We start from the raw sequence: 19,047 nt of genomic DNA, 5'->3' as shown, positions 1-19,047 counted from the left end.
AATCAGCAGGAGCGGCATTGCATCCGGCTGTGCCGTTCCCTGCCCGCCGGGCCGGGCTGACCGTTTGTCTTCTGAAGTGCATTCGCCTATAGCGCATGCAAACTAAAGGAGGTCCGAATGCAGATCACTCCAGTCCTGATGTGCGGCGGCTCGGGAACACGGCTATGGCCGTTGTCGCGGGAATCTTATCCCAAGCAGTTCACGTCCCTGAAGGGCGGCAAGACCCTATTCCAGGAGAGCGTCGGGCGGTTATCAGGCGAAGGGTTCGCGCCACCCATCGTGGTGACCAACTCGGATTTCCGCTTCATCGTGACCGAACAGTTGCTGGGGGCAGGCATCGACCCGGGCGCCATTCTGATCGAACCGGACCGGCGCAATACCGCGCCTGCGGTTCTGGCCGCCGCCTTGCACGCTTTTGCCGAGGATCCCGATGCACTGCTGATCGTGGCCCCTTCGGACCATGTGATCCCCGATGCGGACGCCTTCCGCGCCGCAATTCAGGCGGGAACAGAGCGGGCACTGGCAGGCGATCTCGTGACCTTCGGTATCGTTCCGACGCACCCGGAAACCGGCTATGGCTATCTCCAGTTGGACGGGGAAGCCGAGCCTGGAAAGCCGGCACCGCTGAGCCGGTTTGTCGAAAAGCCTGACGCCGCCTCTGCGGCAAAGATGCTGGCCGCCGGCAACTACCTTTGGAATGCAGGCATCTTCCTGTTCACCGCCCGTGCGGTCATTACCGCCTTTGAACAGCACGCTGCACAATTGGTCGATCCGGTCCGCAAGTCCGTCGAAAACGCCAAGGCGGATCTGGGCTTTCTGCGCCTGGACCCGGCCTCCTGGTCTGCGGCAGAGGACATCTCGATCGACTATGCGATCATGGAGAAGGCCAAGAATATCTGCTCGGTGCCTTTCGAGGGCAAATGGTCTGACCTTGGAGATTGGAACGCAGTCTGGGCAGAGAGCAACCCGGATTCGCACGGTGTCGCCACAAATGGCAACGCTGCGGCGATTGACTGCAAGGATGTGCTGCTGCGGTCCGAATCCGAGGGCCAGCAGATTGTTGGCTTGGGGCTGGACGGGATTGTGGCCATTGCCATGCCTGATGCTGTGCTTGTTGCTGACAAGTCACGCACCCAGGACGTGAAGAAAGCCGTTGAGCTGCTGAAATCTCAGCAGGCGCCGCAGGCAGTGCAGTTCCCGCGCGATCACCGCCCGTGGGGCTATTTCGACAGCCTGGCGACAGGACGCCGGTTCCAGGTCAAACGGATTGTTGTGAAACCGGGCGCCGCGCTGTCGCTGCAGAGCCATTTTCACCGGTCGGAGCATTGGATAGTGGTGCAGGGCACCGCACGCGTGACCGTAGACGGCACCCAGAAGCTGGTCGCCGAAAACCAGTCTGTCTACATCCCGCTAGGGGCCGTTCACCGGATGGAGAACCCCGGCAAGCTGGACATGGTGCTGATCGAGGTCCAGACCGGATCCTACCTCGGCGAAGATGACATCGTCCGGTATGAGGATGTTTACGCCCGCAACGAAACCGACTGAGGGCGGGCGGGCTCGGAATTGGCGGCGACATTGGCCAGCAGGTCCTGGCCGAAGTCCCGCCAGGTGCGCAGCCGGTCGCGGTTCGCCGCGATCTTCGCCCGCCACTCTGCAGCAAATGCCGGATCCTGCGTCAGACGCTGCATATGGCCCGCAAGGGTTCCCGGATCATCCGCACCGAAATACAGGCCCAGATCGCCGCAAACCTCGTGCATCACCGGAATGTCCGCGCAAACTGCCGGAACACCGGCCCACAGCGCTTCGCCGGCAGGAAGCCCCCAGCCTTCGATGCGGGACGGCAGGATCACCCCCTGCGAGGCTTCGTACAGCCGTACCAGATCGCTTTGATTCGGCGTGTCGAGCTGCAGGACATGCGGTTTGACCAGCGCCATTTCCTCCTTGTCGAGGTAGTCCATCGTGCGGTGGCGCCGTTTGCCGGCCAGCACAAGCAGCGGCGGCGTCTCGCCCCGCTTGGCGATCAGGTTCATCGCATTCAGAACCACATCCAGGTTCTTGCGGCCCAGCATCGTGCCGACCATCAGGAAATAGGGGCGTTCGGGGAGTTCCACCGACTGCTCTTCATCCCCGGCGCGCAGTTCATGCACCAGCGGCGCAACTGAGGTGCGCTTAAGCTCCGGAAGAATGCCCTGGCTGGCAAAGTCCTTGGCATCGTCGATAGTGAATTGCGAATTACCGATGACATGGTCCGCGTTTTCCAGCAGCCACTGGTTGTCGCCTAGGAAAGAGCTGGAAAAGTCCGGCGCACCACCGCGTTTGAAGTCATGCAGCGGGATCATATCGTGAATCAGCACGTGGATTTCCACGTCCAGCTTTTGCAGATGCTTGATCGGGTGAATGATCAGCTTGGGCCGCCCGCAGCTGACCCAGGCCCCGCCATCCAGGGACACAATCGGATTGTCAGCGCCGCTCAGCGCCCAGCGGGAGCGCTCTATCAAGTCGACAACACCGAACACGAAGGGGGCAATGTAGTGCAGAGCCTTCTTTTTCTTGCGGTTGTGAATCCGGCGCATGAAGTATGGCTTGCCGGAATTCGGCACATTCAGGTCGATCCCGCCCTCAGCGGTATCGTCATATTTCGGGAAAACCTCAAAAAACGCGTCATGCCCTTGAGAATACGCAACAAACCGGGTGCCGTTATCAGCCCGGAAGGCCTCCTTGGCGCCCTCTGCGACGACCTTGGCGATACCGTAGTACGTTTTAAACCCGTGAGACAGATACAGCAGCTCGGTCAAATCGTAAAAGAGCGGACGCATGGGATCTCCAGCTGAGTTTTGAATAGACCGGCCATCGCTCCTGTGTGGCTTCAGCGCAAGCGGAGCAGCGTAAGAACCGGAAAGCGCAGTGCCTTGTGCGCCGGGTCCGGGCACCTGCCCGGAGGGAGCAGCGGCAGCGGACAGAGGAAACGGGTTCCGGCCTTGCAGCCGGGACCCGTCCGGAAGCTCTTTCAGGCCTTAGCCTTCAGCAGCTTCCTCTTTCTTGATTTCTTCGCCGGTTTCCTGGTCGACAACTTTCATCGACAGGCGAACCTTGCCGCGGTCGTCAAAGCCCAGCAGCTTGACCTTCACTTCCTGGCCTTCCTTCAGAACGTCCGAAGGATGGTTCAGGCGGCGGTTTTCGATCTGGGAGACATGCACCAGACCGTCGCGCTTGCCGAAGAAGTTCACGAACGCGCCGAAGTCCACGATCTTCACGACCTTGCCGGTATACACCTGGCCTTCTTCCGGCTCTGCCACGATCGAATAGATCATGTCATAGGCCTTCTGGATGGCGTCGCCGTTCGGGCTGGCGATCTTGATCACGCCGTCGTCGTTGATGTCGACCTTTGCGCCGGACACTTCGACGATCTCGCGGATCACCTTGCCGCCGGAACCGATCACTTCGCGGATCTTGTCGGTCGGGATCTGCATGGTCTCAATGCGCGGGGCGTGGACCGAGAACTCGTTGGTCTCGGACAGCGCCTTGCCCATCTCGTTCAGGATGTGCAGACGGCCATCCTTGGCCTGGGCCAGGGCTTTCTCCATGATTTCCGGGGTGATGCCGGCAACCTTGATGTCCATCTGCAGCGAGGTGATGCCGTTTTCGGTACCCGCCACCTTGAAGTCCATGTCGCCGAGGTGATCCTCGTCGCCCAGGATGTCTGTCAGCACCGCGTAGGAGCCGTCGTCTTCCAGGATCAGGCCCATCGCCACACCGGCAACCGGTGCCTTCAGCGGCACGCCCGCGTCCATCATCGACAGCGAGCCGCCGCAGACGGAAGCCATCGAAGAGGAGCCGTTGGATTCGGTGATCTCCGACACCACGCGAATGGTGTAGGGGAAGTCGGTCGGCGCCGGCAGAACCGCCTGCAGCGCGCGCCAGGCCAGCTTGCCGTGGCCGATTTCGCGGCGGCCCGGGGAGCCGACACGGCCCACTTCGCCAACCGAGTACGGCGGGAAGTTGTAGTGCAGCAGGAAGTTGGATTTGAAGTTGCCGTGCAGCGCGTCGATGAACTGCTCATCGTCGCCGGTGCCCAGCGTGGTCACGACCAGGCCCTGGGTCTCGCCGCGGGTGAACAGGGCGGAGCCATGGGTGCGCGGCAGCAGGCCGGTTTCAGCAACGATCTGGCGCACGGTGGTGGTGTCACGGCCGTCGATCCGCTTGCCGCCCTTGACCACGTCGCCGCGCAGGATGCCGGCTTCCAGCTTCTTCATGGCAGAGCCAAGGTTGGCGTCTTCCAACTGGTCTTCAGTCAGCGCTGCCTTGATGGTCTCGCGGGCAGCGGCAACAGCGGCGGTGCGCTCCTGCTTGTCGGTGATCGCGAATGCGGCGCGCATCTGCTCTTCGCCGGCGGCCTTAACAGCTTCGTACAGCTCGGAGTAGTCCGGCGCCTGGAAGTCAAAGGGCTCTTTCGCGGTCTCTTCGGCCAGCGAGATGATCAGGTCGATCACCGGCTGGATCTGCTCATGCGCGAAGTTCACCGCGCCCAGCATCTCGGCTTCGGTCAGCTCATAAGCTTCCGATTCCACCATCATCACAGCGTTCTTAGTGCCGGCCACAACCAGGTCCAGGCGCTGCTCGGGGTTGAGGCGCAGGTCCTGCATGTCGTCGACGGTCGGGTTCAGCACGTATTCGCCATCAACGAAGCCGACGCGGGCGCCGGCGATCGGGCCCATGAACGGCGCGCCGGAGATGGTCAGCGCAGCGGAGGCCGCGATCATTGCGACGATGTCCGGGTCATTGACCAGGTCGTGGCTCAGCACGGTGCACATCACCAGCACTTCGTTCTTGAAGCCGGGGACGAACAGCGGGCGGATCGGACGGTCGATCAGACGCGCGGTCAGGGTTTCTTTTTCGGTCGGGCGCGCTTCGCGCTTGAAGAAGCCGCCGGGCACTTTGCCCGCAGCGTAGTATTTTTCCTGGTAGTGCACGGTCAGCGGGAAGAAGTCCTGGCCGGGCTTCTGCTGACGGGCAAAGGTCACGTTGGCCATGACCGAGGTTTCGCCCAGGGTGGCAATCACGGAGCCATCAGCCTGGCGGGCAACCTTGCCGGTTTCCAGTGTGAGCGTTTCCTCGCCCCACTGCATCGATTTCTTCGTAACGTTAAACATCTAGCGTATCCTAAAAGGGAGCACTCCCGGCCCTCCGGGTCTCCCGTTTGCGTGGCGGCCCCATTGCCGCCGGCCCCACTTATCTTTCTTTCGCGTGCCGGGGCCTGGGCACATCGTCTCAGATAGGCCCGCCCATACATGAGTTTGTGGGAAATTGAAAGGGAAAGCAGTGGACCCCGCCGCAATGGGCGGCGGCACGCCTTGCGGCCATGCGGCCGCGGCCTCGCACTGCAAACGGGCGGGGCCGCACCCCGCCCGGCAGGAAATCAGTTCGTTGTTTCCAGGCCTTCCGGGCGGCCAGCGATGACGAACTGCAGCCCCTCGGGCTCCAGGAACTCCGCTGCAAAGCGGTTCACGTCCTCCAGGCTGACTGCGTTGATCCGGTCGTTGCGGGTCTCCACATAGCTGATCGGCAGATGGTCCATCTGCATGCCCGCCAGAATCGAGGCAATACGGCCGTTGCCGTCAAAACGCAGCGGGTAAGCGCCCGTCAGATAGGTCTGGGCGTCCTTGAGTTCTTTCTCCGTCACGCCGTTTTCGGCCATGCGGCGCCATTCGTTCCGGATCACCTCGACCGCCTCGGCCATCTTGCCATTGGCGGAGGCAACCGATCCCATGTAGACCGCTGCCAGATCCCGAGGAACCAGGTAGGAATAGACCCCATAGGTCAGCCCGCGCTTTTCCCGCACCTCTGTCATCAGGCGGGTCTCGAAAGATCCGCCGCCCAGAATCTGGTTCATCACATAGGCCGTGAAGAAATCCGGGTCTTCACGCTTGATCCCCTTCTGACCGAACAGTGCGACCGACTGCGGGGTGTCGAAATCCACCACGGTGACACCGCCCTCGATCGTGACCTCCGCCGGACCTGGGATCGGCGCGCCCTCCGGAGGCAGCGCACCCAGCAAATCATCCAGCAGCGTGCCCAGCTCCCCGGCAGTGATGTCACCAACGGCGCTGACATAGAGCCTGTCGCGGGCAAACACCGCCTCGTAAGCGTCGAAGATGTCCTGGCGGCTGAGCGCGGCAACGGTCTCCAGCGTGCCCTTGCCGTCGCTGCCATAGGGGTGATCGCCAAAAGCCAGCTTGGAGAACATCTCGCCAGCGATTTTGTTGGGGTTCTTGGCATCAGAGCGCAAGCCTGCCAGCACCTGTGCCCGCACACGGTCCAGCGCGTCCTGATCAAATCGCGGCTCAAACAGGGTCTGGCGCAGCAGCGCCATCGCCTCGTCCCGGTTTTCGGTCAGGAAGCGGGCGGAGATGGACACCGAATCCTTGTCCGCATCATAGGAGAACTCCGCCGCCAGCGACTCCACCGCGCGGGCGTATTCCTGGGCGCGCAGATCGCCGGAGCCTTCCTCCAGCAGCCCGGTCATCAGGTAGACTGCGCCGCGCTTGCCCGGCGCATCCAGTGAGGTGCCGCCGCGAAAACGCAGCTCAAGAGCCGAGAAGGGAATGCTGTGGTCTTCCACCAGCCAGGCCTTGATCCCGCCGGGGGAGGTGACTTCCTCGATCTTGATGCCCGCCCAAGCGGGCACGGCCAGGAAACAGGCTACCAGTGCCGCAGCGATATATTTCAGCGGAGTCATTGGGTTACCTCCTGGTCGCGCGTCATCCAGCCGGTGACAGATGTTTCCGGGCGCAAAACTTCCTTGGCGGCGGCGATGATCTCATCCGCGGTGACCGATTGCAGGATCTTCGGCCAGTCCTGCACGTCCTGCACCGTCAGCCCGATGCTCAGCGCCTGGCCATAGCGGTTGGCAATACCGTTCACATTGTCGCGGTCATAGATCTCTGCCGCACGCAGCTGCAGCTTGATCCGCTCCAGCTGGGCTTCATCCACCCCCTCGTCCAGAAAGCGGGCGATGGTGGCATCCAGCGCGGTCTCGGCGTCCTGCATGCTGACCCCCTCGGCCGGGACAACCAAGAAGGTAAAGGATGTGTCATCCAATGTGCTGCCGGAGTAGAAGGCGCCGGTGTAGACGGCGACCTGCTGGTCGAACTGCAGCGCATTGGCCAGGTAGGAAGTGTTGCCGCCGCCCAGGAGTTCCGCCAGCAGATACAGCGCTGCGGCTTTCTGCTGGGCGCCGCTGTCGCGCTCCGGTGCCAGGTAGGACCGCTGCACATAGGGCTGCGCCACGCGCGGGTCCTTGAATGTCAGGCGGCGGGCCGCTGTTTGCGGCGGCTCCTGGCTGCGGAAGCGCTCCGGCAGATCCGGGTTGGCCGGAATCACGCCGTAATACTGTTCGGCAAGCGCTTTCACCGCATCAGGCTGCACATCGCCGGAGACAACCAGGATGGCATTGTTGGGCGCGTAATAGGTTTGATAGAAGGACAGCGCGTCCTCCATATCCAGGCTTTCCATCTCGTGCCGCCAGCCGATCACCGGCTGTCCGTAACGGTGATTGAGGTACTGCACCGCTTGCAGCTGCTCGCGGAACAGCGCCACCGGATCATTGTCTGTGCGCTGGTTGCGCTCTTCCAGAATGACCTCGCGCTCGGTGACGATATCCTCCTCGCTGAGGCGGAGGTTCGTCATGCGGTCGCTTTCCATCTGCATCATCAGCTCCAGCCGGTCGGCGGCGACACGCTGGAAATAGGCAGTGTAATCATAGCTGGTGAAAGCGTTGTCCTGGCCGCCATTTGCCCGCACCGTGGCGGACAATTCGCCCGGCGCCAGCTTGTCTGTGCCCTTGAACAGCAGATGCTCCAAGAAATGGGCGACACCCGATTGACCCGGCGGCTCATCCGCGGAGCCGGCCCGGTACCAGACCATTTGCTGCACCACCGGCGCCCGGTGGTCCTCGATTACGACAACGTCCATGCCATTTTCCAGGGTGAACGCGGTCACCGCCTCGTCTTCGGCCTGCAGGGGGCCGGACAAGGCAGCACTCAGCGCCGCGGCGGCCAATGTGACCCTTTGGATCATCTGGCATCCTCCAATTTTCTGCACTCCTGCCATTGCCCGGCGGGATGCGGTTACTGCTCTTTTGTTCATTGCAGCCACAATTCGCGGCCCATTGCCAGCAGTAAGGCTGCTGTCAACCTACGCGGCTGCTGGCGTCTTGCAAGACCGGCTGGCAGAAAAGTGAGCGCTCAGGACCCGTCTTCGGGCGGCGAAGACGGCGTCGCGGCCCCTGCCCTGCGGAACTGGTCGCTGACGGCAAACGGGTCGATGCTTTGCTTGCGGTACAGCTGCTCATAGCGGTCCACCGGCACGATCTTGATCCGGCCAAGATGGCGGTTGCGGTGACGGAACTTCGCGTCTTCCTGCGCCAGGGTCTCGCGCACTCCGGCTTGCACACCATAGCGGCTGGAAGCCGTGACCAGCGCCGCGTCTCCGGACGGCACCCCGCTGACCGGAACGAGAGCGCCAGGCTTGCCGCCCAGGGCAGCCACCGCTTCGGCCTGCGGATTGACATCCGTCAGATTGCTGCCCCCGGGGGTCGGCGCAGGCAAGCTGCTGTAGCTTTCCGGCGCGCTCAGCGGCTTGGTGGGCAGGATCAGAAACTCATCCGGGCCGGTGCCCGGTTTCTGAAGGACGCGCAGCCCCTTCTGCGCGCAGCCGGACACTGCCAGCGCGCCAGCCAGAATGATCACTGCGAACGGGATCTTCATTGCCCCAAACTCCTGCCTGTTTCCTGGCGCTTTTAACGTATTTGCCTGCCAAGGTCTACGCAGGCTTTTTGCGGCGCCCGTCAAAGAAAATCAGCCCCGCAGCACCCGCGAAGATAAAGATATCGGCGACATTGAACACAAAAGGATTCTGGATGCCGCAGCAGGACGTGTTCAGAAAATCCAGCACATAGCCGTAAAGCAGCCGGTCGGCGACATTTCCCAGCGCGCCGCCGATCACCAGCCCGGCCGACAGCTGCATGCCCCGGGACTTGTCCTGACCGCGGCAGACCCACACCGCAAGAACCACGCAGATCACCGCCGACAGGGCGATCAGAATCCAGCGCGCGGCCTCATCCCCGCCGCCGAACAGGCCGAAATTGATACCGGTGTTCTCGCCGTAGCGGAAGTTGAGGAATGGCGGCAGCACGTCGATCCGGTGGCGCTGGTCCAGCCCCATCCAGTGAATCACCAGGTATTTGCTGGCTTGATCCGCCAGGAACGAAAGGGCCGCGCCCCAGATCATCCAACGTGCTGCCATGTCTTAACTGCCCGGTTTAGTGGCGGAAGTGGCGCATGCCGGTAAAGACCATGGCGAGGCCTTTCTCGTCGGCTGCCTTGATCACCTCGTCATCGCGCATCGAGCCGCCCGGCTGGATCACGCAGGCACCGCCCGCGGCTGCCGCTTCCAGCAGGCCGTCCGGGAAGGGGAAAAACGCATCCGAAGCCACGGCACAGCCCCTGGCCAGGCTTTCCTCCAGGCCCAGTTCAGCGGCCATGCGGCCTGCCTTGGAAGCCGCCACATTGGCGCTGTCCAGGCGGCTCATCTGGCCCGCGCCCACACCGACGGTTGCGTTGTCCTTCACGTAGACGATGGCGTTGGATTTGACGTGCTTGGCAACTTTCCAGGCAAACAGCAGGTCCTGCATCTGCGCATCAGAGGGCGCCTTCTCGGTCACCACTTTCAGGTCCTCCATGCCGACATAGCCGACGTCCTTGTCCTGCACCAGCATACCGCCGGCCACTTGCTTGTAGGCCACGATGGGTTTGCGCGGATCCGGCAGGCCCTCGGTCAGCAGCAGGCGCAGGTTCTTCTTGGCGGCAAAGATTTCCTTGGCTTCGTCAGACGCCCCCGGCGCGATCACCACCTCGGTGAAGATCTCGGTGATCTTGGCGGCGGTCTCCGCGTCCAGCGGCTGGTTCAGCGCCACGATGCCGCCAAACGCCGAGGTGCGGTCGCAGTCAAATGCCTTCTGATAGGCCTCGGACAAAGTGGCGCCCTTGGCGACGCCGCAGGGGTTGGCGTGTTTGATGATGGCGACGGCCGGGCCTTCAGCCGGATCGAATTCCGCCACCAGTTCATACGCCGCATCGGTGTCGTTGATGTTGTTGTAGCTCAGTTCCTTGCCCTGCAGCTGAACCGCTGTGGCAACGCCCGGACGGTTCGTGCCATCGGTGTAAAAAGCCGCCTCCTGGTGGCTGTTCTCGCCATAGCGCAGGGTTTGCTTCAGCTCACCGGCAAAGGCGCGGCGGCGCGGGGTCTTTTCCTCCAGCGCGGATGCCATCCAGTTCGACACAGCCGCATCATACGCCGCAGTGCGGGCATAGGCGGTCTGGGCCAGCCGCTGACGGAAGGCATAGGACGTCTGGCCGCCGTTGTTGTCGAGCTCCGCCAAGAGCGCCTCATAATCCTGGACATCGGTCACCACGTTGACGAACAAGTGGTTTTTGGAGGCTGCACGGATCATCGCCGGGCCGCCGATGTCGATGTTTTCGATCATCTCATCGTAACCTGCGCCACGTGCCAGCGCCGCCTCGAACGGGTAAAGGTTCACAACCAGAAGGTCGATGGCGCCGATGCCATGTTCCTGCATTGCGGCGACGTGGGTGTCATTGTCCCGAAGGGCCAGCAGGCCGCCATGCACCATCGGGTGCAGGGTCTTCACGCGGCCGTCCATCATTTCCGGAAACCCGGTCACTTCGGAGACGTCTTTCACAGTCAGCCCCGCGTCGCGCAGCGCCTTGGCGGAGCCGCCGGTGGACAGCAGTTCGACACCGCGCGCATCCAGCGCCCTGCCCAGCTCGATCAGGCCGGTCTTGTCGGATACGGAAAGCAGCGCACGGCGTACGGGGTGAAGGTCGGTCATGGCAGGGCAGGTCCTTTTCAAAGGCTCAGTCAAACGTCTCGGGCTCGTCCCGGTTCAGGTCTCGCACGGCAACGGCAGTCTCCTGCGCCTTGCTGAGCGTCCACCGGATGCGGGTGGCATATCCCATCGCCCGCCCGGATAAAACGATCTGCTTTGCCGCACGCGGCTTCAAGCGGGTCTTTTCCAGGAAAACGCTTGGTTCCAGCCGCAACTGGCAGCTTCCGTCATGACGGAACACCCAGATTTCCCCGCTCTTGAGCGCCATGGATACTGCCGTGCCGCCCAAGTCAAGGGCTGCGTCGACCTCCGGGTGCAGGTGCAGGCGGATATCAAAGCCGATGGCGCCATCCGGACTGGCATCCCGCACCTTGGCGAACTGGCGCTTGGCGGAATCGTCCAAGGCCACCAGCATGTCCTCGCCGCTGAGGCTGCGCCCGTCAAAGGACAATTCCAGCGTGCGGGCATGGGTCAGGCCGAAATGCGCCGCATAGCCGTTGTGCCCGCCCTGAAACCGCAGTCCTTCCGCCAAATCGCTCAACTCCAGCGGTACGTCGTCAGGCGCTTCGATCAGTTCCTCATGGCCCGTGGTCTTGTGCGGCGGCGCCAGCCGGGCACTGGAATGGCCCTCAATGCAAAGTGTCGTATGCGAGGGCGTGGCCCGCCCGGCCCGGCGCCACTCAACGCCAAAGGTTTCACCAGAGCCGCAATTCACGATCAGCGGCCGCCGCCCCGAGGTCAGCTCGAACGCCAGGGTCGATGCGTGACCGTTATAGGATGCCTTGCCCTTGGGCGGGGCAGAGGCATCCACGATCACCGAAGTGCGCCGCGCCGACAACCGGGCAAAGCCCATCGCCAGGCCGTCGGAGTGGCGTTCCGCCACGTGGCTGGCCGCCAGCGCGTGATCCAGCCGCCCCTCCAGCCCGCGGCCGCCGCCGTGAAACCGCGCCAGCCCGCCGTCACTATGACGCAGCGTGCGCAGGGTGGGAGCGATCCGTTCGATGGCGGCGACATGGGCATGCGGCACCATGCGGCCGGCCTCATGCAGGGCCGCGGCGGCCCAAGTCAGAAGGGTAAACACCTCCAGAAGCTCTTCCGGATTGCGGGTCGGCAATCCGCCCTGCCCGTCGATTTGAGTCTCACATTCAGCCGCCAGCGCCCTGACAGCCGGGTCTGCCAGCTCCTCGCGTCCCTGCAAGGCAAGGCCCGCATAGATCAGGCCGCACAGGGCCTCGAACCGCGGCAGGCCCGGCGCTGCGCCTTGCCAGCGATGCGCAAGATACCAGGTCTGCCGCGCCAAGGAGCCATAGAACGCCTCGGTTTGGTCCCTGTCCTTGCCACTCAGCAGGAACAGCGCGTGGTTGATCCAACGGATCACCCGCCGCCCGGTCAGATCCGGCAGCCAGGCCAGGCCGCCGCCGCGCCCGTGCTGCGCGATCCAGCCCCAGACCCATTTCTGCGCCTTGGAACGCGCCTTGAAATCACCAACTGCAGCCAGATCGTCGAGCCAGGCAAACCCGTGCCGCTCCGCGTCAAATGCAGCGTCCGGCGCAGCAACCTCCCACAGGCCGGTATCAGGCGATTCGACCAGATAGCCGGCAAACAGAAGATTGCCTGCCACCAGCTGCCGCCCGCGGGCGAAACTGCCGATGGTGCGCGGTTCAGGCTGCGAGACAAAGCCGGTCGCGGCAGGCTGGCTGCGGGCCCGCCAGGCGTAATACCGGTTCAGCAGCCGGGTGCCGCGGCCTGCCATTCTGTCGTAAGTGGACATGCTCTTTTTGCCTCACGCCGGGTTTGCCAGGGCGTTTTGGCGGGAGCATAGCGCGGGGTGCAGCTCAAGTCACCGGCGAATGCCCGGCACGCCCCACGGTCACGCGGTTTTGCGCAAGAGCGCCATATAGAAGCCGTCCATGCCGCCGCGCTCTGGCCAGTAATCCGGGCGCAGGCGCAGGCCGCCCTCTTCGGTGATCCAGTCTGCCTCCACGCCGGGCACTTTCAGCGCATCGCGGTCTGCCGCCATGTCCGGGAACATGTCCAGCGCTTCCTCGACCTGGCATTCGCCCTCGTCCGGCAGCAAGGAGCAGGTGCAGTACATCAGCCGCCCGCCTGGTTTTACCAAGGTCCAGGCGTGCGCCAGCATCTGCGCCTGCAGCTCGATCAGCGCGCCGAACTCGCTGCCGTCCTTGGCCTGCGGCAAATCAGGGTGGCGCCGGATGGTGCCGGTGGCGGAACAGGGTGCGTCCAGCAAAACCGCGTCATACTGGCCGGTCTGCTCCAGCGCGTCGCCGACGACCAAGCCGGCCTCCAGCCCGGTGCGCTCCAGGTTCTCCCTCAACCGCGCCACGCGGCTCTCCGAGACATCCACTGCCGTCACGCTGGCCCCGGCAGCGGCCATCTGCATGGTCTTGCCGCCAGGCGCCGCACACAGATCCAGGGCCTGCTCCCCCGGCTGCGCATTCAGGATGAGCGCGGGCAGCGCGGCAGCGGCATCCTGCACCCACCAGTCGCCAGCCTGGTAGCCCGGCAGCGCCGACACCTGCCCCGCGCCGGAGATCCGCAGCGAACCGGTGGGCAGCGGCACCCCGCCGAGCGCCTGCAAGTCCACGCCCGGCTTGCCGGTGATATCCAGCGGCGCGCCGGCATAATGCGCGGCCTCCATGCCCAGAACCGCCTCGGCGCCCCAGGCCTGGACCAGCGGTTTGCGCAGCCAGTTCGGCAGGCGCGGAATACGCAGTTTGGCCCATTCCGCCGGCCCCTCCTCCGCCACCTTGCGCAGCACCGCGTTGACCAGCCCCTTCAACTGCCCGTGGTGGCGGTGTTTGGAGACAATCGCCACCATCGCATTGACCACCCCATGCGCAGCCCCGCCCGAGCACAGCTCTACCGTGCCCAGCCGCAGCACGTTCATGACCATCAGCGGCGGTGTCTTCTTCAGATGCTTTTTCAGGATCCGGTCGGCACGCTCCAGGCTGCGCAGGGTTTCGACGGCCAGCCGCTGCGCCCGCGCGCGGTCTTCAGGCGCCAGCTTCTCCAGCGCCCCGGCAGCATAGCACTCCGCAAGGAGCCGCCCCTCTCCCAGCACCTGATCCAGCAGGTAGACCGCAGTGCGGCGGGCATGATTGGCATCGGACATCTGGCAACTCCTTGGGGCACGGCTTGTCCGCGCGGGACAGGGGCGTATATCATGGGCGCAGCATAAAGGAACCCGCGATGAGCGAAGAGACCGCACCCGAGAAAAAAGACCTGCCGCCTGCTGCCGTGCGCGCCCTGGCCGAGGCAGAGGAACGCCGCAAGGCTGCTGAAGCGCAGGAGCCGCGCCCCAAGGAGCTGGGCGGCCGCGACGGCCCCGACCCGGCGCGCTATGGCGATTGGGAGAAAAAGGGCATTGCCATCGACTTTTAAGGTGCGCCGCGGGGGCCAGCCCCCGCACCCCCGGAGCATTTCCGGAAAGATGAAATGAATTGCCGTTCTTTCATCTTTCTTCAAATACTCATACCCCGCTGCCCGCCAGGCAGCTCTGCCACCGGGAGGGGAGGCGGCGGCCCGTCAGGGCCGCCTGTCAGACTTCATAGTCCCAGCACATCCACCATATCGTACTGCCCCGGCCCCTTGTCCTGGCCCCACAGCGCAGCCTTCAGCGCGCCGCGGGCAAAGATCGCGCGGTCGGTCGCCAGATGGCGCAGCACGATCCGCTCGCCCGCCGCTGCAAACAGCACGTCATGCTCGCCCACGATGTCGCCGCCGCGGATGGCGGTGAAACCGATGTCGCCGCGCTTGCGGGCGCCGGTGATACCATCGCGGCCGGAATCACGCACATCCGCCAGCTTGACGCCGCGGCCCTCAGCGGCAGCTTCCCCCAGCATCAGCGCGGTGCCGGAGGGCGCATCCACCTTGTGGTGGTGATGCGCCTCGATCACCTCAATGTCGAAATCCTCGTCCAGCGCGGCGGCAACTTTTTTGGTCAGCTGCACCAGCAGGTTCACCCCCAGGCTCATGTTGCCCGCGCGGATGATCACCGCGTGGCGCGACGCCGGTTCCAGCTGGGCAATCTGCTCATCCGTCATCCCGGTGGTGCCGATCACATGCACCGCGCGGGCCTGCGCCGCCAGCTTGGAAAAGGCCAGCGTCGCCTCCGGCGCGGTGAAGTCGATCACCGCCTGCGCCTTGGAAAACGCCTCCAGCGCGTCTGCAGTCACCGTAACACCGGCTGGCGCGCCGCCCATCATTTCGCCCACGTCGCGGCCGACCCAGGCGTGGCCTTCGCGTTCAACGGCTGCAACAAGCGTGGCCTTATCGCTCTCCAGCACGGTCCTGATCAGCATCTGCCCCATGCGGCCAGATGCGCCGGTAATCACGATCCCAGGTTTGTGAGTCATTGGCCAATTCCCTTGTTCATGCCGGATTTGTCCTACAGTGCCGGGCAGCGCTTGGCAAAGCCCGCAATCCGGCATAGATCGGAATCATGGCAAAGAACAAATTCCACGATGGCCCCGGCCCGTCCCAGCGCCAGCTTCGCGTCGGCGAACTGATCCGCCGCACCCTGTCTGAGGTGCTGGCGCGCGGCGACGTGCATGACCCGGACCTGAACCGCATGTCGATCACCGTGGGCGAGGTGCGCACCTCCCCCGATTTGAAAATCGCCACCGCCTTTGTGCTGCCCCTGGGCGGCAAGGGGCAGGAGGATGTGCTGAAGCTTCTGGCCCGCAACAAGAGCGAGCTGCGCCGCATGGTCGGCAAGAAGCTGGGGCTGAAATTCACACCCGATCTGCGCTTCCGTCTGGATGAAACCTTCGACCAGATGGATGATACCCGCCGGATGCTGAGCCAGGACGCGGTGCGCCGCGACGTGGAAGAGTGATCCGCAGGGCTGCCTTGCTGCTGGCCGCGCTCTGGACCGCCCCGGCGGCTGGTGCGGTTGACTGCAGCGATGTGGCCTATGAGGGCAACCGGTACTCGATCTGCGAAGTTGACGCCGCGCAGGAACAGCTGAGGCTGTTCCTGAAGGATGGCGAGGGCCAGGTCTACGGGCATTTCTCCACCCTGGAGGAAGCGCTGGCAAAGGACGGCAAGACGTTGGCCTTTGCGACCAATGCCGGCATGTATCACACAGACCGCTCACCCGTCGGGCTGTACGTCGATGAGAACGGCGAAGAGATGCGGCTGGTGACCAACGCCGGTCCCGGCAACTTCGGCCTGCTGCCGAATGGCGTGCTGTGCATCCGGGGCAGCCGGGCGGATGTGTTTGAAACCCTTGCGTTCGAGAAAGCCGCCCCCGGCTGCACCTATGCCACCCAGTCCGGACCAATGCTGGTGATCGATGGCGACCTGCACCCGCGCTTCCTGCCCGATTCGGACAGCTATTACATCCGCAACGGGGTGGGCACCTCAGCGGACGGAACGCGCGCGGTTTTTGCAATCTCGCGCAATGCGGTGACCTTCCATCAGTTCGGCAGCCTGTTCCGCGATTATCTGAAGCTGCCGAATGCGCTCTACTTCGACGGCAACATCTCTCGCTTGCACGCACCGCAGCTGGGCCGAAGCGACGCGGGCTTTATGATGGGGCCGGTTGCCGCCGTGGTCGAGGACGCCGGACCGAGCGAGTAGCCGCCCGCTCAGCCAGCGCGTTTGCGCATCTGCCGCACCATCGGCACAGTGTAAATCACCAGCGCCGCCCAGATCATCGGGAAGGCGATCATCCGGGCTTGGCCGAATTCCTCGCCGAACAGCAGCACCGCGGCCAGCATGATCATCGTCGGTGCGATATACTGCAGGATACCCATCGTCGACAGCCGCACCAGCTTGGCACCGTTTGCGTAGACGATCAGCGGCACCGCCGTGACCACACCGCAGCCAAGCAGCAGCGAAGTATCGCTGAGCGAGCCGCCAAAGCTGCTGCTGCCGGAGGCGGTCAGATAGGCGAAATAGCCCAGGGCAGGCGCCAGCAGAATCAGCACCTCCAGCAGGAACCCCTGGTTGGGTCCGATCGGCAGCGACTTCTTGAAGAACGCGTAAAAGCCCCAAGTCAGCGTCAGGCCGACCGCTACCCAAGGCACCCGGCCCGCTTCCAGTGTCAGCACCACCACCGCCGCGGCAGCGAGCGCAACAGCCGCCATCTGCGCCTTGCCGAGCGGCTCGCGCAGCAGGATGGCGCCAAGCGCAATGCTGAACAGCGGGTTTATGTAATAGCCAAGCGCGGCATCCAGTGCCCGGCCGGCCGCAATCGACCAGACATAAATCCCCCAGTTCAACGAAATCAGCGCTGCGGTGATGCAGGCCATGCCCAGCATCCGGGGATTCTTGAGTGCGGCCTGCAGGTCCTTGGTGCGGCGCAGGACGATCAGCAGCGCGCCCGCCACCGGCACCGACCAGATGACCCGGTGCGCGACAACCTCTGCCGCGGGAATATGGGACAGCGCCTTCATGTAAAGCGGCAGGAACCCCCACAGCAGATAGGCGGTGACGGCAAAGGCCAGCCCGCGGGGCGTATCCAGGGTCTCGGTGGATTGAGTTGTCATGCGGCGCTCCTGTTCAGGGCGCACTTATCGCTGATTTTCAGCCGGAGGAAACTTTGTTTTCCGTGATACCGGGTATTCAGCCGCGTTATGGGCTGCGCCCCTGCCGCGCAAGAAAAAGCGGCTCCGGAAACCGGAGCCGCAAGTCAATCATTTGGGGTGCGGGTGCGCGTCAGGCTTCCAGCGACCGGCGCAGCATCTCCACGTCTTCGGCGATCTGGCCGTCGGTCAGCTTCAGCTCCTCAATGCGCTTCACGCCGTGCATCACGGTGGTGTGGTCGCGCCCGCCAAAGCGGCGGCCGATCTCGGGCAGAGAGCGGCTGGTCAGCTGCTTGCAGAGATACATCGCCACCTGCCGCGGCCGCGCGTAAGAGCGCAGGCGCTTGGGCCCGATGATGTCAGACATCCGGATGTTGTAATACTCGGAGACCTTGCGCTGGATCTCCTCGACGGTGATCTTGCGCTCGGACGCGCGCAGCACGTCTGCCAGGCAGTCTTGGGTCAGATCCATGTCGATCTCACGGCCCACCAGGGACGCAAAGGCAAACAGCCGTGTCAGGGCGCCTTCGAGCACGCGCACGTTGGTCGAAATCCGGTGTGCGAGGAACTCCAGCACACCATCGGCGATGCGCAGGTCCGGATAGGTCTCGCGCTGCTGCTGCACCTTGGTCTGCAGGATGCCAAGACGCAGTTCGTAGTCGGTCGGATGCAGGTCCACCACCAGGCCGCACTGCAGACGGGATTTCACCCGGTCTTCCAGATCCTTGATCTCCCCAGGGGCGCGGTCGGCGGAGATGATGATCTGCTTGTTCTGGTCCACCAGCGCGTTGAAGGTGTGGAAGAACTCCTCCTGAGTGGAGTCCTTGCCGGCGATGAACTGAACGTCATCCACCATCAGCACGTCGACCGAACGGAACAGGTGCTTGAAGTCCATCATTTTGCGTTCGCGCAGGGCCTGCACGAAACGGTACATGAACTGTTCCGCGGACAGATACAGCACGTTCAGATGCGGGTTCTTTTCTTTCAGTTCCCAGGCGATGGCGTGCATCAGGTGGGTTTTGCCCAGACCCACGCCGCCATACAGAACCAGCGGGTTGAAGGTGACCGGGCCGCCCTCGCCGACGCGGCGCGCAGCGGCATGGGCCAGTTCGTTCGGCTTGCCGACCACAAAGCTGTCGAAGGTGAACCGCGGATCCAGCGGCGCGGCCTGCAGCGCCTCCAGCGTGTCCCTTCCTGCCGCCGCCGCCGGTGCGGTCATGACCGCCAGATCATCCTGCGCGCCGCCAAAAGACCCCGCTGCAACGGCCGGTTCCGCCGGTCGCGCCGGGCTGTTTGCCGCAACCCGGAACGCCAGCCGCTGCACCGGCTCGCCGGACATGGTCAGCTCATGCAGGATAAGATCTGCAAAGTTCTGGCTGACGTAATTTCCCATGAAATTCGTCGGCACTTTGAAGACGGCTACCCCACCGTCGACGGTATCGAATTCCAGAGGTTCGATCCAAGTGGTGAAGTTGTTCTGGCCAACCGTCTTCAACAGCCGGTTCCTGAGCTGTCCCCATTTTTCTTCTGTCATGCTGCGCCTCACGCGTCCCCAAAAAGCAGCGGCCCCTTGGCCGGGCCAAATCCATC

General features: G+C 63.7%; 16 protein-coding genes. 4 read left to right on the top strand and 12 right to left on the bottom strand.

Going from position 1 to position 19,047, the window contains the following annotated elements:
* The first annotated feature begins 117 nt into the window (after positions 1 to 117).
* Positions 118 to 1,545, top strand: coding sequence for a mannose-1-phosphate guanylyltransferase/mannose-6-phosphate isomerase (locus PHA8399_RS18410; protein WP_058287556.1), 1,428 nt, complete (start codon positions 118 to 120; stop codon positions 1,543 to 1,545).
* On the opposite strand, the gene PHA8399_RS18405 is transcribed toward PHA8399_RS18410, so the two are convergent.
* From PHA8399_RS18405 to PHA8399_RS18365, 9 genes are all read right to left on the bottom strand, one after another.
* Complete coding sequence (locus PHA8399_RS18405) at positions 1,521 to 2,816, bottom strand: glycosyltransferase family 4 protein (RefSeq protein ID WP_058287555.1); 1,296 nt, start codon at positions 2,814 to 2,816, stop codon at positions 1,521 to 1,523. The two genes, PHA8399_RS18410 and PHA8399_RS18405, sit on opposite strands and share 25 nt — an antisense overlap.
* A gap of 198 nt (positions 2,817 to 3,014) precedes the next feature.
* Complete coding sequence (gene pnp, locus PHA8399_RS18400) at positions 3,015 to 5,150, bottom strand: polyribonucleotide nucleotidyltransferase (protein ID WP_058287554.1); 2,136 nt, start codon at positions 5,148 to 5,150, stop codon at positions 3,015 to 3,017.
* Positions 5,151 to 5,416: 266 nt separating this feature from the next.
* The gene (locus tag PHA8399_RS18395; RefSeq protein ID WP_058287553.1) at positions 5,417 to 6,736 is read right to left on the bottom strand and encodes a M16 family metallopeptidase; all 1,320 of its coding nucleotides are present in this window, start codon (positions 6,734 to 6,736) and stop codon (positions 5,417 to 5,419) included.
* Complete coding sequence (locus PHA8399_RS18390) at positions 6,733 to 8,076, bottom strand: M16 family metallopeptidase (RefSeq protein WP_058287552.1); 1,344 nt, start codon at positions 8,074 to 8,076, stop codon at positions 6,733 to 6,735. The genes PHA8399_RS18395 and PHA8399_RS18390 overlap by 4 nt, the downstream gene beginning before the upstream one ends.
* 167 nt (positions 8,077 to 8,243) lie before the next feature.
* The gene (locus PHA8399_RS18385) at positions 8,244 to 8,765 is read right to left on the bottom strand and encodes a DUF3035 domain-containing protein (RefSeq protein ID WP_058287551.1); all 522 of its coding nucleotides are present in this window, start codon (positions 8,763 to 8,765) and stop codon (positions 8,244 to 8,246) included.
* A 55-nt stretch (positions 8,766 to 8,820) separates the two neighbouring features.
* Positions 8,821 to 9,303: a signal peptidase II gene (gene lspA, locus PHA8399_RS18380; protein ID WP_008556301.1), complete on the bottom strand. Its 483-nt coding sequence runs from the start codon at positions 9,301 to 9,303 to the stop codon at positions 8,821 to 8,823.
* Between the two features lie 16 nt (positions 9,304 to 9,319).
* Positions 9,320 to 10,909 (bottom strand): bifunctional phosphoribosylaminoimidazolecarboxamide formyltransferase/IMP cyclohydrolase, encoded by a 1,590-nt coding sequence (gene purH, locus PHA8399_RS18375; RefSeq protein ID WP_058287550.1) that lies wholly within the window; start codon positions 10,907 to 10,909, stop codon positions 9,320 to 9,322.
* A gap of 25 nt (positions 10,910 to 10,934) precedes the next feature.
* Positions 10,935 to 12,677, bottom strand: a complete 1,743-nt coding sequence (locus PHA8399_RS18370) for a heparinase II/III family protein (protein WP_058287549.1) — start codon at positions 12,675 to 12,677, stop codon at positions 10,935 to 10,937.
* A gap of 99 nt (positions 12,678 to 12,776) precedes the next feature.
* Positions 12,777 to 14,039: an RsmB/NOP family class I SAM-dependent RNA methyltransferase gene (locus PHA8399_RS18365; RefSeq protein WP_058287548.1), complete on the bottom strand. Its 1,263-nt coding sequence runs from the start codon at positions 14,037 to 14,039 to the stop codon at positions 12,777 to 12,779.
* A gap of 77 nt (positions 14,040 to 14,116) precedes the next feature.
* Here PHA8399_RS18365 and PHA8399_RS18360 point away from each other — a divergent pair, with 77 nt between their 5' ends.
* Positions 14,117 to 14,308 carry a DUF1674 domain-containing protein gene (locus tag PHA8399_RS18360; RefSeq protein WP_008554612.1) on the top strand — a complete coding sequence of 64 codons (192 nt, stop codon included), beginning with the start codon at positions 14,117 to 14,119 and terminating at the stop codon, positions 14,306 to 14,308.
* A 164-nt stretch (positions 14,309 to 14,472) separates the two neighbouring features.
* Here the strand turns inward: PHA8399_RS18360 and dapB are convergent, their stop codons facing one another.
* Positions 14,473 to 15,282 (bottom strand): 4-hydroxy-tetrahydrodipicolinate reductase, encoded by an 810-nt coding sequence (dapB, locus tag PHA8399_RS18355; RefSeq protein WP_058287547.1) that lies wholly within the window; start codon positions 15,280 to 15,282, stop codon positions 14,473 to 14,475.
* Between the two features lie 86 nt (positions 15,283 to 15,368).
* On the opposite strand from dapB, the gene rbfA reads away from it, so the two are divergent.
* Both rbfA and PHA8399_RS18345 read left to right on the top strand, forming a co-directional pair.
* Positions 15,369 to 15,764, top strand: coding sequence for a 30S ribosome-binding factor RbfA (rbfA, locus tag PHA8399_RS18350; RefSeq protein WP_027245073.1), 396 nt, complete (start codon positions 15,369 to 15,371; stop codon positions 15,762 to 15,764).
* Positions 15,761 to 16,510, top strand: a complete 750-nt coding sequence (locus PHA8399_RS18345) for a phosphodiester glycosidase family protein (RefSeq protein ID WP_058287546.1) — start codon at positions 15,761 to 15,763, stop codon at positions 16,508 to 16,510. Before rbfA ends, PHA8399_RS18345 begins: the two co-directional genes overlap by 4 nt.
* A gap of 8 nt (positions 16,511 to 16,518) precedes the next feature.
* Here PHA8399_RS18345 and rarD read toward each other — a convergent pair whose 3' ends face one another.
* Together rarD and dnaA are read right to left on the bottom strand one after the other, a co-directional pair.
* Positions 16,519 to 17,421: an EamA family transporter RarD gene (rarD, locus tag PHA8399_RS18340; RefSeq protein WP_058287545.1), complete on the bottom strand. Its 903-nt coding sequence runs from the start codon at positions 17,419 to 17,421 to the stop codon at positions 16,519 to 16,521.
* Positions 17,422 to 17,590: 169 nt separating this feature from the next.
* Positions 17,591 to 18,991 (bottom strand): chromosomal replication initiator protein DnaA, encoded by a 1,401-nt coding sequence (dnaA, locus tag PHA8399_RS18335; protein WP_058287544.1) that lies wholly within the window; start codon positions 18,989 to 18,991, stop codon positions 17,591 to 17,593.
* Between the last annotated feature and the right edge of the window lie 56 nt (positions 18,992 to 19,047).

Source organism: Leisingera aquaemixtae (genome assembly GCF_001458395.1).
Taxonomy (GTDB): domain Bacteria; phylum Pseudomonadota; class Alphaproteobacteria; order Rhodobacterales; family Rhodobacteraceae; genus Leisingera; species Leisingera aquaemixtae.
This window is presented reverse-complemented; position numbering and strand designations above follow the sequence as displayed.

Bases quoted from the DNA above. Each gene is read 5' to 3' on its own strand.
- PHA8399_RS18410 (WP_058287556.1), top strand. From the start codon at position 118: ATGCAGATCACTCCAGTCCTGATGTGCGGCGGCTCGGGAACACGGCTA.
- PHA8399_RS18405 (WP_058287555.1), bottom strand. From the start codon at position 2,816: ATGCGTCCGCTCTTTTACGATTTGACCGAGCTGCTGTATCTGTCTCAC.
- pnp (WP_058287554.1), bottom strand. From the start codon at position 5,150: ATGTTTAACGTTACGAAGAAATCGATGCAGTGGGGCGAGGAAACGCTC.
- PHA8399_RS18395 (WP_058287553.1), bottom strand. From the start codon at position 6,736: ATGACTCCGCTGAAATATATCGCTGCGGCACTGGTAGCCTGTTTCCTG.
- PHA8399_RS18390 (WP_058287552.1), bottom strand. From the start codon at position 8,076: ATGATCCAAAGGGTCACATTGGCCGCCGCGGCGCTGAGTGCTGCCTTG.
- PHA8399_RS18385 (WP_058287551.1), bottom strand. From the start codon at position 8,765: ATGAAGATCCCGTTCGCAGTGATCATTCTGGCTGGCGCGCTGGCAGTG.
- lspA (WP_008556301.1), bottom strand. From the start codon at position 9,303: ATGGCAGCACGTTGGATGATCTGGGGCGCGGCCCTTTCGTTCCTGGCG.
- purH (WP_058287550.1), bottom strand. From the start codon at position 10,909: ATGACCGACCTTCACCCCGTACGCCGTGCGCTGCTTTCCGTATCCGAC.
- PHA8399_RS18370 (WP_058287549.1), bottom strand. From the start codon at position 12,677: ATGTCCACTTACGACAGAATGGCAGGCCGCGGCACCCGGCTGCTGAAC.
- PHA8399_RS18365 (WP_058287548.1), bottom strand. From the start codon at position 14,039: ATGTCCGATGCCAATCATGCCCGCCGCACTGCGGTCTACCTGCTGGAT.
- PHA8399_RS18360 (WP_008554612.1), top strand. From the start codon at position 14,117: ATGAGCGAAGAGACCGCACCCGAGAAAAAAGACCTGCCGCCTGCTGCC.
- dapB (WP_058287547.1), bottom strand. From the start codon at position 15,282: ATGACTCACAAACCTGGGATCGTGATTACCGGCGCATCTGGCCGCATG.
- rbfA (WP_027245073.1), top strand. From the start codon at position 15,369: ATGGCAAAGAACAAATTCCACGATGGCCCCGGCCCGTCCCAGCGCCAG.
- rarD (WP_058287545.1), bottom strand. From the start codon at position 17,421: ATGACAACTCAATCCACCGAGACCCTGGATACGCCCCGCGGGCTGGCC.
- dnaA (WP_058287544.1), bottom strand. From the start codon at position 18,991: ATGACAGAAGAAAAATGGGGACAGCTCAGGAACCGGCTGTTGAAGACG.